Origin of the sequence: Streptosporangium sp. NPDC023825 (assembly GCF_040639575.1) — a bacterium.
GTDB lineage: Bacteria > Actinomycetota > Actinomycetes > Streptosporangiales > Streptosporangiaceae > Streptosporangium.
The window spans coordinates 1-12,844 of the sequence record NZ_JBFAAE010000005.1 but is presented as its reverse complement, the minus strand read 5'-3'; the positions used below and the strand labels follow the sequence as shown (position 1 = coordinate 12,844).

The following is a 12,844-nucleotide window of genomic DNA, read 5'->3' as shown; positions in this document are numbered from 1 at the left end:
CTCCTCCTCCGTGCGCGCTTCCCTACACGAGCGGTGAAAATAGCGTGTATTTCGGCAAATACACTCCAAGGGCGGCGGCGTATGGATTTCTCTCACTGGGAGCGGAGCCCACGCTCCTCGTGGCGCATGGCCGTGCTGATGGGGGCGAACAGCCGTACCTACAAGTTCGCCCTCGGTGCCGCCCTCCTGGACGCCGCAGCCGAAGGCCGGTCGGAGATCCTGCTCCGGGATCTGGCGGCGCCGTACGCGATGGGGCTGGTACGGCATCTCGGCCAGGCACCACAGGTATCCCAGAAGGGCGAACGGGGAGAGAAGGACTTCCTCTCGGTGGCCGAGCGAGAGGCCGCGGAGTCACTCAGGCTCGGGAGCCCCACCGAAGAACTGCTGGCGGCGGCTGTCGACTCCATGCCCAGGATGGTGATGCGGAAGTTCCACAACCTGCGTGGCGAAGGAGCGGAGGTGCCGCACCGCTTCTACGAGGTGACGGGCCGTTCCCACGAAAAGGTCGTCCGGCTGAGCAAGGAACTCAGCGATATCGCCCGGTCAGAGCAGGCTCCGACCCTGCGGGGCGAGCTGTCAGCCCGCTGGAGCATCGTGGAGACGTCCTTCGCCGCCGGGATCGGCCGCAGCCTGATCGATGAGGGTGTCGCCGTGGACATGACCACCCTGCAGATCACCGACAGGCGGCGCCGCCGACCGGTCACCGGCGTCACGGACGCGGTCATCGGCTTCCAGCATGGTCTCTGCATGATCTGCGCGGAACTCATCACTCCGGGCATCGACGTCATCGCCGTCGACCACGTGTTCCCTTATTCGTTCATGAGGCTTCTCCGCCCCGGAGGCGGGGGCACGGCACCGGACCTGGACGCGGTCTGGAACCTGGCCCCCACACACGCATGGTGCAACGGCCAGAAGAGCAATCGACCACCTGTTCCAGCGGAAATGATCAGGCTGGCTCAGCGAAACGAAGCCATCATGCGGTCACCGCACCCACTCAAGAAGACCCTGAAGTTGACCTTGGAGCACAACGGGCACAAAGGAACCCGGCCGGGCCAGTGGTTCACGTTCGTCCAGCACGTACGCGACCTCCTCTGACGCGCCCGTCCACGGTGAGGGGCCGGCTGTCGAGGGCTTCCCCGGCTGGAGCCCTTCTCGCGGGTAGCACGCCGGATCGCGGGCAACGACCGGTCACGTTCGAGGACGTCGGAGTTCCCCGCGTTCGATGCCTTCGGTGAAGGCGTCGTACTCGGCGTCGGTGAACAGGTGCGGAGCCTTCTCCGGATTCTTTGAGTCGCGCAGGGCCACGATGCCCCGGTCCAGGAAGGCGATCTGGACGCAGTTGGTGCCGCCACTGCTGAGGCTGCTGGTGTGCCAGCGGGCGTCGTGGAGCTGGGCCTTGATCCAGTCGGGGTCGAGGGCGTTCTTGTTCATGAGGGGTCCTTGGCGATCGTGGCGAGGAGCGGTATCGATGCCTTCGGGGAGAGTGCGTCGGACTTCAGCAGGTCGCTGGTGGTGCGGTAGAGCTCGACGGTCTCGGGTTCGTTCAGATGCAGGGAGGCGCGCAGGGACTCGATGCACACGAGGTCGCGACCAGTGGGAAACGACATGAGCATGAACGGGCCGTCCATTCCTGCGTGGGCTCCGGCGGAGAACGGCAGGACCTGGATCGTGACGGCGGGGTTGGTGCGGGCGAGGTGGATCAGGTGCTCGATCTGGGCGCGCATGCAGGCCCGTCCGCCGACTTCCTGACGCAGCAGGCCCTCCGGAAGTACGACCCAGATCTTCAGCGGAGGTCGGCGCTCCAGCATGGTGCGCTGATGCTCCAGCCGCAGTGCCACGAAGCGGTCGATGTCCTCCGGCGTCTTCCAGACTCTGCTGCCCTCGGTCACCGCGCGGGCGTAGTCCGGGGTCTGGAGAAGGCCGTGGACGGCGAGGGGGTTGAAGACGAACAGGGCGTCGGCGTTCTCCACCTGGGAGAGATAGTCGCCGAGCGGGTCGTCGACCACACCTTCGTAGCGCTGCCACCAGTCGGCTTCACCGGCTCTGCGTACGAGGTCGCGAAATTCTTCCCTCAGGGCTGTGTCGGTGATGCCGAAGACCTCGAAGAAGTGCGGAAGCTGCTGGATCCTGAGCCCCTGCAGTCCATTTTCGATCTTGCTGACCGTCGAGAGGGACTGGTAGCCGAGGTGGCCTGCCGCCTCCTCCTGGGTCCAGCCGAGGGCCTCACGGATGCGTCTGAGTTCCGCGCCCAGGCGTCGGCGTCGCGGCGTGGGTTCGACGGGCATGGTCACCTCCTTCCTCGTGGGGAGCGTAGTGCTCAGGCCGAGGCAAGGAAATGCCATCCTCCCTGGAGGAAAGTCTTTCTTGTAGGAATGACTTGCCTGAAGGGTGGCCTGCACTGCATCATCGAGGCGTGAAAGCGATGAGTGTTCACACAGTCACACAAAGACATGATCGTCGGCTTTGCCGGCATGTCTTCGCGGAGACGTCCCCGGTGCGCCGCCGATCCCGAAGGCACCGTTGACCTCAGGCTTCCTCACCGGGGTGAAACCCAAGCGAGCCCGCAGAGCATCTGCCGACCTGATCGCAGGGCTGCCCCCAGTCCCATCCGTTAGGAGCAACGATGCTCATCGAGCACGTCCCGGATCCCGGCGAGTACGAAAGACCACACAAACGCTTCCGGATGATCGCCTGGTGCCTGCCTCCCGGCAGCGCGGCCCGGCGGGCCCGGGAACTGTTCCGCGACCGGCTGGCCAAATTGCCCCTGGACTCAGATGTGCTCGACGAGCTGGAGATCGTGGTCTCCGAGCTGGTCACCAACGCCACCCGCTACGCCCCCGGCCCCTACGAGCTCCGCCTCCTGCACGATCACGGCCTGCCCGTCCGAGCCGAGGTCGTCGACGCCGGAGCCGGAACCACCCTCATCGGCCACCTGTTGAACCGCCCTCTGCCCGTCCCCGAGCGGATCGACGATCTCGAACTCGGCGGCCGGGGCCTGCGCATCGTCGCCGAACTCACCCACGGACGCTGCGGCACCCAATGGACCCGCCTGTGCGGCACCGGCCGGCTCGGCACCGCCGTCTGGTTCGACCTCCCCACCCAGCGGCACCGGCCCTGACCTCCCCGACCTCCGAGCAGACGGGATCGTCCCCCGATCTCCCTGACCTCGGAGCCGGTTCACGCCAACGGCTCCCCCGTACCGGGCGTGGACCGTACAAAAGGCCGGCGTCCACGGACCCCATCCCACTCCCGTCCGGGACGCCGGCCTCCCACCCCTTATGAAGCGGCAACGCCCAACCTGCACGTAGAAAGCTTCGATGGCCCGCGCCACGCGGCCGGTGTCAATGACAGCTCGGGCAAGTTCATGACGTACGCGCGCGGCATGCGGAAGTATGACGCCGGACGACTGGACGTACGGTGAACTTCGGAGAACCACGCATGTCGCAACATGGCTACTGGCGCGTGTCTGACGGCACTCCCGTGACGGCGGCGGAGGCCCGGGAGATCTGGGCCCGTGAGGCCTATCCCCTGCTCGTCGATGTGGCGCGCACGTATCACGCGGTCATCACCTACAAGGAGCTCGCCGAGAGGATCCAGGAGAGCACGGGCATCCGCACCAGGACCCTGCTCCACAACTGGATCGGAACCGTTCTGAGCAAGGTGGTCCGGGAAGCTCATCGCCGCGGCGACCCGCAGCTCACCGCCCTGGTGGTGCGCACCGACGACGGCATGGTGGGCGAGGGCTACAAGGAGGTTCTCGAGGTCGCCGGAGAGCCACCGGCGGACAGCGTTCCGGATCGCGAGCAGCACGCCGCTCGCGCCCGGCTGGAGTGCTACCGGCGCTTCGGTGCGGCCCTGCCCGCCGATGGCGGCGTTCCCGCACTCGCCCCGCTGTATCAGGCCTCCGTCGAGCGTCGACGCGCACGCCCGGAGAGGCCTCCCCAGATCTGTCCCCGCTGCTCCATGCAGCTTCCCTCGACCGGCGCCTGCGACTCGTGCGACTAGCGGCGGCCGAGCCGGGAAGAGCCGACCCGGGAAGAGCCGACCCCCTCAGTCGTTCGCACAGGACAGAGCCCCCGCCAACTTCCTCAGGATGTTCCAACCAGAGCGGCGCGAACCGGTGAGTCGTGGGTGCCTGTCGCCTCCGGCTCGGCGCGGAAAGGAAGAACCCGGGCTCAGCTCTGCTTGGCGATGACCTGCCGGTGGTAGTCGAGGTGATCCTGGCTGATCCCGTGGTCCTGGATGACTCGGAGACGACCGAGCGGGACACCGGATGCCATGTCCGTCGTCGTGAGGTCGGCCTGGATGGTGATCATCCCCCGGTCGAGCAGGACGTGGTGGTTGGGGCAGAGGCAGAGCAGGTTGCCGGGCTCGTCGGGGCCGTTGTGCGGCTTTCCGAGCGGGCGGATGTGGGCCCCCTCGGCGTAGAAGCCCCGGTGGAGAGCGAGACGGTCGCCGCAGATCTGGCAGTGGAAGTCGTGCGCGCGCTTGATCTGCTCGGCGAGCAGGGAGTCGCGGATGACGCGCTCCACGACGGCCTCGCGACGGCCGGGTGAAGAGGACACCGCGTCCAGTCCGACTCTGGCGAGAAGCCTGTCGTGGTCGACGCCGTGGAAGTACGCGCCGAGCAGCCTCACGACGATCCGGGCCCGGATGTCCTCCCGGTCGGTGATGATCCCATGCGCCCACGGCCGCAGGCCGCTGTCCGGCTGGTGCTCTTTCATCCACTTCTGCGCGTGCCGGCCACTGGCGGCCGGTACGTCGGTGTGGCCGGGCAGATCCCAGAGGCCGTGATGGTGAAGCCACAGCACGGGAAACTCCGGGTTGGGCCGATCCTCCTCGAGGCCGAACTCCTCGATGAGCCGCCCGAGTTCGCGGTAGGTGCTCTCCCACCGCCGCAGGCGTGGCTTGCCCTGGGCCGCGCGGCCGATCACCCAGAGCAGGGTCAACGGCTGATGCCTTTTCTGCGCACCGGTCGCGGGAGACACGGCGGGCTTGAGCGACTCGACCTTCCGCAGGAGGTCTTCGACGGAGTCCACCTTGGCAGCCTGCCCCGGTTTCGTCACCTCGAAGCCCAGGCCGCCGAGCACCCGGGCGACGGTGGTGTTCCCGCCGGAGAACTCGTCAGGGCGCAGAGGCCTGCCCCCGACTCCGCGGTGAGCGACTCCGGCGATCGCCTTGGGGTCGTACCGCCTGCCGTCGTGAAGGAGGAAGTAGCCGAGGGCTGGCCGGTAGCCGTACTCCTCGAGAAAAGCGTCGCGGCCCAGCCTGTCGAACTCATCGATGGCGGCGAGCACCATCTCACGTCGAAGATCGGAAAGCGCCACCCCACGAGCTTATGCAGGGATCGACGGAACTGCCGCTGATTTCGTGTGAAATCGGACTTCAAGTCGGCAGGAACACTGCCTGTAATCCTTCGGCGGGTACCATCCGTTCCTTGAGAGGTGCGCTTCGCTAACAGCAATGTTCGCCATGTTCGCCAAGGACCCGGGATCGTCCCCACCGGCAGAGTCGAATCCGGTAGCTCGCGTGGAGCGCGTTTGACGAGTCGGCAAACGCCGACGAAGAGGCAGTGACTTTATGGAATCACTCACACGCTTTGAGTGACACAGTTTAACCTTTACTCATGATGGTTAAGGTAAAGGTTATGGAGCACGGCGAGAGGACGCGCGCCAGACGTACGGGCCCGGCGCGCATCTCCAGCAAGAACCAGGTGACCCTGCCGGTGGCGGTGCTGCGCAAGCTCGGTCTTCACGCGGGAGACCCGGTCGACATCGCCGAAGAGGGCGGCCAGATCATCATCCGGCGGCACCGCAGCCGTCTCGACGGGGTGGTCGGCACCATCCCAGGCTTCACCGAAGCCGTGGACGTCGAGGCGAGCCGCGAGAGCTGGGGATGACGGGTGCCGACCGTGATGCTCGACACCAACGTCATCGTCGGCCTGCTCGATCCCGACGACGCGCTGCACAGCCAGGCCCGCGACGCCGTTCGCCGCTGGGAGGACAAGATGGCCTCGTTCGCCATCTCTGTGATCACCTGGGGCGAGCTGCGGGTGGGTGCGATCCGCAAGGGTGTCGCGGCCGAGAGGATGCTCGAGGCGTTCCGTGCCGCCGTCATCGATCGGATCGTCGGGGTGGACGAGGCGACGGCCGAGAGCGCTGCCCTGCTCAGGGCCGCGGATTTGACGATTCGGGTACCGGACGCCCTCATCATCGCGACCGCCCGTGAGGCGAAGGCCGACGTGCTGCTCACCGCAGACCGGAAATTCCCGGCCATCGCCCCGGAACTCGTCAAACTGCTACGGCCGGGCTGATTCGGTGGAACATCCGCCATCCCCCGGTCACTGACCTGGTCCAGACCGCTCCGGTGATACAGGCTCTTCGACGTCGAGCGAGGTTGAGGCACCAGCCGACTCGTCCAATCGGGACGAGGGTCTCTTCGGCGATCTCGCCATCTCGGGGGGTGTACCTGGCCACACCCGAGGTGTGCACGTAGTCGGATTCCGGCGGTGAGCCGGATTTTCTACCGTCGTCCTCATGAAGGTCATCGAGGCGGCAGGCGTTCGCGAGCGCTCCTCGGGCCGGATGACGGCGCCCACCATGCCGTCCGCCATCGACGGAAGGAAGCGGTCGGCATGATGAAAAACGCAGACTTCAGGCATCGGCGCGAGGTATCGCCGGGCGTTTACCGCATCGACCCGGACGCGACGACGGTCCGCTTCACGACACGTGCGGTGTTCGGCCTGCTGCCCGTACGAGGATCCTTCACGGTCGACCACGGCCGGATCCTGGTCACCGACGATGCCGGCGACTCCACCGTGGACGTGGTGATCCGGACGGCCAGCTTCGAAAGCGGCAACTCGCAGCGCGACGGGCACGTCCGGTCCCCGGACTACCTCGACGCCGCCGCGCACCCCGAGATCGTCTTCCGCGCCCACGGCGTCGGACGATCCGCCGAAGGCGCCGAGGTGCGGGGATCGCTGACCGTGCGGGGCGTGACCCGGCCGACGGTCCTGACACTCGGCCCGGTCGTCACCGACGATCGGTGCCTGAGAGTCCGGGCCACGACCGGCGTCGACAGGTACGCCTTCGGCCTGACCAGGGCGAAGGGCATGACAGGCCGCCACCTCGGTATCACTCTCGAAGTCGTCGCCTTCCCGACCGGGACATAGAGGGCTCTTCGACGTCACACGAGGTGGACGTCACGCGAGGTGAAGGTGCCCCCGGTTGTTTCGGCCGCCGAGCGTGCCGGCCACCACGTCCGGGCGGCCCTGCTCGGCCGCGCCGACGGCCACCGGGAACGCCACCGTGACCCGCTCGGTGTCCTCGAGCCCCGTGGTCGAACTCACGACAGCCTTTCCGGCCATGAACGGAACCACCGCCTCCGGCCGCGAGGGCGCCGGCGCGCGACCGCGTGGTCGTCGGGGAGGCGGACGTACTGCTCGTCGGGGACTCCTCACGGAACGAGGATGATCTTTCCGCGCGTACGGCCGGACTCGGCGTCGCGGTGTACCGAGGCCAGGTCGGTGAGCGGGCGGGACGCGGAGACGTCGACGTGGACGGTTCCGGCGTCGACGAGCTTGACCAGGGCGGCGAGGTGGCTCGTGTCGTTGCGGGCCACGAAGTGCGTCGCGGTCACCCGGGAATCGGCCGGCGCCTCGACCGGGACGGTGATGGACACGACGACGCCGCCCGGCCGGACCAGCGATACCAGGGGGGCGACCTGCCCCGCGTCCACCGCGACGAGGTTGAGGACCGCGTCGACCGGTTCGCCCAGCGCGCCGGCGACGGGCGTGGCCGTGTAGTCGACGATCTGGTCGGCGCCGAACCGGCGGACCGCCTCGGTACTGCGCGGGCCGGCCGTGGCGATGACGTGCGCACCGGCGTACTTGGCGAGCTGGACGGCGAACCCGCCGACGCCGCCGCCCGCGCCGCTGACGAGTACCCGCTGCCCGGACGTGATGCCCGCGTGCTCGAACACCGCCTGCCACGCGGTGAGGCCGGCGATGGGAATGGCGGCGGCGTGGGCGAGAGGGACGGCGGTGGGCGCCGCGACGAGGGTGTCGGCGGCGGCGACGGCGTACTCGGCCGCGGCACCGCCGCCGTCGAGCCGGCCGATGACCCGGTCGCCGACGGCGAGGGTGTGCACGCCGTCGCCGACCTCGACGACCGTGCCCGCGGCTTCCCCGCCGAGCGTGTACGGCAGGGCGATCGGGAAGACGGAGCGCAGCATCCCTCGGCGCAGCCCGATGTCGGATGGATTGAACGAGGTCGCGGCGACGCCGATCAGGACCTCACCCGGGCCGGGAACCGGCCGGGGGATGTCGTCGTGGCGAATGACGGACGCATCACCGTACCGGTGGATTCGGATGGCTTTCACAGGTTGAACCTATGGCGACCTCGGAAGAGGAACCATGCTTGAAAAGCCTTGATTCATACTTGATCGTCTCTTCGAGGATACCCTGGCCGAATGGACGTACTCAGTGACGTGATCGCGTTCATGCGAACCGGGCAACCGAGCTCGGCGCTGGTGGCGTGGCACGCCCCGTGGGCGCAGGAGTTCGCGTCCATGCCCGGGGCCGCCGGCCTGCAGATAGTCCTGCGGGGGCCGTGCTGGCTCATCCGGCCGGGTGACGCCCCGGTGCCACTGGCCGCCGGGGACGTGGTGTTCCGGCCCCACGGGCACGGGCACACGCTGGCCGACAGCCCGTCTCCCCCGGCGATCGCGCCCGCCTGCGGCCCGGACGACCCGCGGTTCTCGCAGCGCCACGTCAGTGTCCCCGCCCGCGGCGACGCTCCGGCCACCGTGACGCTCTGCGGCGGTTACCGGCTCGATCGGGCTCTCACCCATCCGCTACTGAACGATCTGCCCGAGCTCATCCACCTTCCCGCGCACCTCGGGCGGCACCCGGAGCTGCGTTCCACCGTGGAACTGCTCGCCACCGAGCTGGAACACCCCCGTCTCGGCACGGACGCCATCGTTCCCGCGTTGCTCGACACGCTGCTGCTGCACATCCTGCGCGCCTGGCTCGACCGGCGGCCGGCCGCCGGGGCCACGGGCTGGGCGGCGGCGCTCAACGACCCGGCCACCACCGCCGCGTTGCAGGCCATGCACCGCGACCCGGCACGGCCGTGGACCGTCGCGATGCTCGCCGCCGAGGCGGGGCTGTCCCGGGCACCGTTCGCCCGCCGCTTCACCGCCCTGCTCGGCCGGCCGCCGCTGACCTACCTGACCTGGTGGCGGATGACCACCGCCGCCCGGCTCCTACGGGAATCCGACGCTCCGCTGCACACCATCGCGACCAGGGTCGGCTACACCTCGGAGTTCGCCTTCGCCGGCGCGTTCAAACGCCGGTACGGCACCGCCCCCGGCAGATACCGCCGTACCGGGTGACGCCGATACGCGGTGCCCGGAAAGCGCCACTCCGGATTCCCTATGGCCGGCCGGCCTTACGGCAGGGGCGATGTGCGCGCCGTGGCCCTCTCAGGTTCCGGGCAGGTCCAGTTCAGGCTCCGGGCAGGTCCAGCTCGCCGACGACCTCCTCGCCGCTCCTTTCCCCGGTCGGGCGAAACCCGAGAGAACATGCCGACACCCTACAGATCCACTTCTGCCCGGTCTCCGCCCGCGTTCTCATTAGTCGATGCCGCCTCGGCCTGGCGCGCCGGGAGTCCTATGCTGTCCAACCATGCGCCTCCACGCCGCCCACGTGGTCACCCGATGGGCTCTCCTCGCGACCGTGTGTCTCACCGTCCTGCCGTCCGGGGTCGCGCAGGCCGCCTCGCCCAAGAGCCCGCTCCTGAGGACCGGGAAGCTGGCGGCCACCTCCTGCCAGGAACCGCCGATCATCGACAGGGGCGTGCCGGTGATGCGTGAGTATCTGACGGCGGCCGTGAGATGCCTGAACACATCGTGGTCCGCCCACTTCGCCCGAGCCGGGCTGAGGTTCCGCAAGCCCACGGTCCGCTTCTACGAGGAACCGGCGCAGCGCGTGTGCGGGGTGCGCTGGCCCGCCAACGCGGCGGCCTTCTACTGCACCGAACGGGCCACGCTGGTGTTCCCGCTCACCGGCCACTGGATCGAGGGCCGGACCGACCTGTACCCCCTCAAGGTGGCGGCCCACGAATACGGCCACCACCTGCAGAGCCTCACCGGCGTCAGGGACCACTACGAGGCCCGCGTCCGCTCCGACCGCACCCATCAGGCCGAACTCGGCCGCCGCTACGAGCTCCAGGCCGACTGCCTGGCGGGCGTGTTCCTCGGCAGCGTACGAGGCTCGCTGCCCCGCACCGGACAGGACTGGGAGGCGCTGTCCGGCGCGCTCCGTGCCGGTGGCGACGAAGACGGCCACCGCACCCACGGCACCGGCGCCAACCGGCTCCGCTGGTTCGAACGCGGCCACCGGGCGGTCTCCCCCGTCGCCTGCGACACGTGGGCGGCCCCCGCGTCCCGGGTGTCCTGACCCGCATGGGGAGATGCGTTCGCGGGCCCGTGTCCCGGCGGCACGTCCGGCCGCCGGAGCGCCGGACCGGCCGGCGGGACCGGGCATCCTGGTGTGCCGTCGGAGAACATGTCATCAGCCCCGAACGCGAAGCCGGGGAGACGAGGAGACGGAGAAATGCGCGGGTCACCACACGACCGGGCTCTGGCGCCCCCATCGCCCCCGATCCGTCCCGCTCACCTCGGGAGGGCCTGATGGAGGCCCGGGACCACGAGCTTCTGCAGGCCGCCAAGCACATCGCCACCGCGCTTGACCTCACCCCCGCCGAGGTCATGCGGCGCGTCGTGGAGCTGGGCCGCGGCGAACGCGCCGACTGGTCCAGCGGCGCGCTCCTGCTGTTCGCCCTCGCCCAGCTGGCGGCCGAGCGGCCGCCCCCTCCCAGAGCGGGCGGGTGCACCGAGACGGTCGAGGACGTCGAGGCGCCGAGCCTCGGTGTCCTGCCGGGTGGCCGGCGAGGCGGCGCGCCCCGGCCAGGTCGCGGCCGTGCCGGACGGCCCTCACCCGGCGAGTGACCGCCGGACCCGCCGGACGTGCGCGCTCAGAGGGATCTGTACATGATGTGCAGCCCGACGTAGCCCTTGACCGGGTGGTCGAAGCCCTCCGGCAGGGTCGCCAGCACCTCGAAACCGAGTGAGCGCCACAGTCCCACCGCCCGGGTGTTGGTCTCCACGACGGCGTTGAACTGCATCGCCCGGTAGCCCTCGGCGCGCGCCCAGTCCAGGGCGTGCTCGCCCAGGGCCCGCCCAACACCGCGTCCGGCGTGATCGGGGTGGACCATGAAGCTCGCACTGGAGATGTGCGCGGCGGGTCCCATGTGATTGGGGTTCATCTTGGCCGTGCCCAGAACGGTCCCGTCGTTGTCGACGGCGACGACCGTGCGTCCCGGGTGCTCGAGAAGCCACATCGCCTGGGCCCGCTCCTCGCTGACGTCGCGGTCCCAGGTGAAGGTCTCACCGGCGGCCACGATCTCACGCAGGAAAGGCCAGATCAACGGCCAGTCGGCGGACGTCGCGTCTCTGATCAGCATGACGACCAGCATGCTGGTCAGGGTGACGGGCCGCAAACCCTTTTCACAGGGATCGTCACGGGCGTCCCCGCGGGGATCTTCGCGGGAAAGGGGACGCGGGAGCTCGGAAGGTCGGTGACGTTCGCGCGGCAGGCGCGCCACGAACCGGACATCGGAATGTTGCTCCAGCCGGTGGCCTCCTCGAGGTGGCCCGGCACCCGGGCCGGCGCCGCCTGACTGCACGGAATCGGTAAAGCGCGCCAGGAAGATCTTGAAGGAGCGCGGCGTCACCGTACGGAGTGACGGCGGGGTGATCGGGCATCTTCCAGGTCGGGGAGCCCGGCCACGCAGCTCCGGCCCGGCAGCGATGGCCTTGCGCCATGGCGTCCCCGAAACCGTCCAGTGAACGACGTTCCCAGGAGAAGCCGATGGCTCCCAAACCCAGCCAGCCCGTCACCGATGACAGCATCGTCGTCCGCCAGCTCAGCCACTACCAGTTCAGCTGGGTCGCCGGCGAGCCGGGCCGGCCCGGCAGCTACACCTTGCAACTCGTCCTGGACCAGGGGGCGTGGGAGGAGGTGCTGACGCTGGATCCCGATGACGCCGACAATCTTCAAGAACTGTTGTCCAGCGCCGGGACCGTCTTCTATGACGTCCGGCGGCGCACCCTGATGTTCGGTACCACCCCTGTCGGCCGCAGCTGACCTCCCGGACTGCGCGCGAGCGCGGGCTCTCATTTCCCCGATACCGAAAATCTGTAGTGGCTGAAGTAGACATCCGCGGGTGCTGGGGATAGAGTTCCTGACATCGCAAGGAACGGATCCACGAGGGCAGAGCAGGACGTAGGCATCACGACGAACTGCCCGGACGAGCGTGGACAGCTGGACGACAAAGACGACGCAGTAAAGAGGGGCAGAAGGTCGGACGTGCCAGGACCGGCAGCAGGTGAAAGGGTCCCGGCCGTGGACGCGCTGCCACAGCGGTAACGAAGTACGACGTCGGACGTGCCAGGGCCGAGCGGTTGAAGGGTCCCGGCCGTGGACGCGCAGCCGCGGCGAACAGTGAACGGGCAGAAGGTCGGACGTGCCAGGACCGGCAGCAGGTGAAAGGGTCCCGGCCGTGGACGCGCTGCCACAGCGGTAACGAAGTACGACGTCGGACGTGCCAGGGCCGAGCGGTTGAAGGGTCCCGGCCGTGGACGCGCAGCCGCGGCGAACAGTGATGCACGAGGTCGAAGAAGCAGAGATAGCGAAGGGAGTGTTGAACGCCATCAGGATCGCCCGTTGACGGCTGATTCTCCGCCGCGCGGGTGCCGCAGTCCCACGGATTGGAAGGTGGTC

General features: G+C 68.7%; 16 protein-coding genes. 10 read left to right on the top strand and 6 right to left on the bottom strand.

Features of this window, described 5'->3' with window-relative positions; translation table 11 throughout:
* Positions 1-81 precede the first annotated feature (81 nt).
* Positions 82-1,095: a hypothetical protein gene (locus tag AB0G15_RS06380; RefSeq protein ID WP_362835971.1), complete on the top strand. Its 1,014-nt coding sequence runs from the start codon at positions 82-84 to the stop codon at positions 1,093-1,095.
* A gap of 93 nt (positions 1,096-1,188) precedes the next feature.
* On the opposite strand, the gene AB0G15_RS06375 is transcribed toward AB0G15_RS06380, so the two are convergent.
* Positions 1,189-1,431, bottom strand: a complete 243-nt coding sequence (locus tag AB0G15_RS06375; protein WP_362835969.1) for a DUF397 domain-containing protein — start codon at positions 1,429-1,431, stop codon at positions 1,189-1,191.
* Positions 1,428-2,285: a helix-turn-helix transcriptional regulator gene (locus AB0G15_RS06370; RefSeq protein WP_362835967.1), complete on the bottom strand. Its 858-nt coding sequence runs from the start codon at positions 2,283-2,285 to the stop codon at positions 1,428-1,430. Before AB0G15_RS06370 ends, AB0G15_RS06375 begins: the two co-directional genes overlap by 4 nt.
* Positions 2,286-2,623: 338 nt before the next feature.
* On the opposite strand from AB0G15_RS06370, the gene AB0G15_RS06365 reads away from it, so the two are divergent.
* The gene (locus AB0G15_RS06365) at positions 2,624-3,118 is read left to right on the top strand and encodes an ATP-binding protein (RefSeq protein WP_362835965.1); all 495 of its coding nucleotides are present in this window, start codon (positions 2,624-2,626) and stop codon (positions 3,116-3,118) included.
* Between the two features lie 320 nt (positions 3,119-3,438).
* On the top strand, positions 3,439-4,005 hold the full coding sequence (locus tag AB0G15_RS06360) for a hypothetical protein (protein WP_362835963.1): 567 nt from the start codon (positions 3,439-3,441) through the stop codon (positions 4,003-4,005).
* Positions 4,006-4,175: 170 nt separating this feature from the next.
* Here the strand turns inward: AB0G15_RS06360 and AB0G15_RS06355 are convergent, their stop codons facing one another.
* The gene (locus AB0G15_RS06355) at positions 4,176-5,327 is read right to left on the bottom strand and encodes an HNH endonuclease (protein ID WP_362835961.1); all 1,152 of its coding nucleotides are present in this window, start codon (positions 5,325-5,327) and stop codon (positions 4,176-4,178) included.
* 320 nt (positions 5,328-5,647) lie between these two features.
* Here AB0G15_RS06355 and AB0G15_RS06350 point away from each other — a divergent pair, with 320 nt between their 5' ends.
* The 3 genes from AB0G15_RS06350 to AB0G15_RS06340 all read left to right on the top strand — a co-directional run bounded on the left by AB0G15_RS06350 (position 5,648) and on the right by AB0G15_RS06340 (position 7,171).
* A complete protein-coding gene (locus tag AB0G15_RS06350; RefSeq protein WP_362835959.1) occupies positions 5,648-5,899 on the top strand; it encodes an AbrB/MazE/SpoVT family DNA-binding domain-containing protein in 252 nt (83 codons plus the stop codon).
* 3 nt (positions 5,900-5,902) lie between these two features.
* Positions 5,903-6,313: a PIN domain-containing protein gene (locus tag AB0G15_RS06345; RefSeq protein ID WP_362835957.1), complete on the top strand. Its 411-nt coding sequence runs from the start codon at positions 5,903-5,905 to the stop codon at positions 6,311-6,313.
* A gap of 321 nt (positions 6,314-6,634) precedes the next feature.
* A complete protein-coding gene (locus tag AB0G15_RS06340; protein WP_362835955.1) occupies positions 6,635-7,171 on the top strand; it encodes a YceI family protein in 537 nt (178 codons plus the stop codon).
* 30 nt (positions 7,172-7,201) lie between these two features.
* On the opposite strand, the gene AB0G15_RS06335 is transcribed toward AB0G15_RS06340, so the two are convergent.
* Both AB0G15_RS06335 and AB0G15_RS06330 read right to left on the bottom strand, forming a co-directional pair.
* Complete coding sequence (locus AB0G15_RS06335) at positions 7,202-7,348, bottom strand: hypothetical protein (RefSeq protein WP_362835953.1); 147 nt, start codon at positions 7,346-7,348, stop codon at positions 7,202-7,204.
* Between the two features lie 107 nt (positions 7,349-7,455).
* Positions 7,456-8,379, bottom strand: coding sequence for an NADP-dependent oxidoreductase (locus AB0G15_RS06330; RefSeq protein ID WP_362835951.1), 924 nt, complete (start codon positions 8,377-8,379; stop codon positions 7,456-7,458).
* Positions 8,380-8,469: 90 nt separating this feature from the next.
* On the opposite strand from AB0G15_RS06330, the gene AB0G15_RS06325 reads away from it, so the two are divergent.
* The 3 genes from AB0G15_RS06325 (at position 8,470) to AB0G15_RS06315 (ending at position 11,010) form a co-directional block, all read left to right on the top strand.
* Positions 8,470-9,393: an AraC family transcriptional regulator gene (locus tag AB0G15_RS06325; RefSeq protein ID WP_362835949.1), complete on the top strand. Its 924-nt coding sequence runs from the start codon at positions 8,470-8,472 to the stop codon at positions 9,391-9,393.
* A 292-nt stretch (positions 9,394-9,685) separates the two neighbouring features.
* A complete protein-coding gene (locus AB0G15_RS06320; RefSeq protein WP_362835947.1) occupies positions 9,686-10,459 on the top strand; it encodes a neutral zinc metallopeptidase in 774 nt (257 codons plus the stop codon).
* A 233-nt stretch (positions 10,460-10,692) separates the two neighbouring features.
* Positions 10,693-11,010: a hypothetical protein gene (locus tag AB0G15_RS06315; protein WP_362835945.1), complete on the top strand. Its 318-nt coding sequence runs from the start codon at positions 10,693-10,695 to the stop codon at positions 11,008-11,010.
* 26 nt (positions 11,011-11,036) lie between these two features.
* Here AB0G15_RS06315 and AB0G15_RS06310 read toward each other — a convergent pair whose 3' ends face one another.
* Complete coding sequence (locus AB0G15_RS06310) at positions 11,037-11,525, bottom strand: GNAT family N-acetyltransferase (RefSeq protein ID WP_362835943.1); 489 nt, start codon at positions 11,523-11,525, stop codon at positions 11,037-11,039.
* Positions 11,526-11,932: 407 nt separating this feature from the next.
* Here AB0G15_RS06310 and AB0G15_RS06305 point away from each other — a divergent pair, with 407 nt between their 5' ends.
* Positions 11,933-12,208: a hypothetical protein gene (locus tag AB0G15_RS06305; protein WP_362677074.1), complete on the top strand. Its 276-nt coding sequence runs from the start codon at positions 11,933-11,935 to the stop codon at positions 12,206-12,208.
* Positions 12,209-12,844: the final 636 nt, after the last annotated feature.

Excerpts from the sequence above, each read along its gene's own strand:
- AB0G15_RS06380 (WP_362835971.1), top strand. The coding sequence starts at position 82 with ATGGATTTCTCTCACTGGGAGCGGAGCCCACGCTCCTCGTGGCGCATG.
- AB0G15_RS06375 (WP_362835969.1), bottom strand. The coding sequence starts at position 1,431 with ATGAACAAGAACGCCCTCGACCCCGACTGGATCAAGGCCCAGCTCCAC.
- AB0G15_RS06370 (WP_362835967.1), bottom strand. The coding sequence starts at position 2,285 with ATGCCCGTCGAACCCACGCCGCGACGCCGACGCCTGGGCGCGGAACTC.
- AB0G15_RS06365 (WP_362835965.1), top strand. The coding sequence starts at position 2,624 with ATGCTCATCGAGCACGTCCCGGATCCCGGCGAGTACGAAAGACCACAC.
- AB0G15_RS06360 (WP_362835963.1), top strand. The coding sequence starts at position 3,439 with ATGTCGCAACATGGCTACTGGCGCGTGTCTGACGGCACTCCCGTGACG.
- AB0G15_RS06350 (WP_362835959.1), top strand. The coding sequence starts at position 5,648 with ATGGAGCACGGCGAGAGGACGCGCGCCAGACGTACGGGCCCGGCGCGC.
- AB0G15_RS06340 (WP_362835955.1), top strand. The coding sequence starts at position 6,635 with ATGATGAAAAACGCAGACTTCAGGCATCGGCGCGAGGTATCGCCGGGC.
- AB0G15_RS06325 (WP_362835949.1), top strand. The coding sequence starts at position 8,470 with ATGGACGTACTCAGTGACGTGATCGCGTTCATGCGAACCGGGCAACCG.
- AB0G15_RS06320 (WP_362835947.1), top strand. The coding sequence starts at position 9,686 with ATGCGCCTCCACGCCGCCCACGTGGTCACCCGATGGGCTCTCCTCGCG.
- AB0G15_RS06315 (WP_362835945.1), top strand. The coding sequence starts at position 10,693 with ATGGAGGCCCGGGACCACGAGCTTCTGCAGGCCGCCAAGCACATCGCC.
- AB0G15_RS06310 (WP_362835943.1), bottom strand. The coding sequence starts at position 11,525 with ATGCTGATCAGAGACGCGACGTCCGCCGACTGGCCGTTGATCTGGCCT.
- AB0G15_RS06305 (WP_362677074.1), top strand. The coding sequence starts at position 11,933 with ATGGCTCCCAAACCCAGCCAGCCCGTCACCGATGACAGCATCGTCGTC.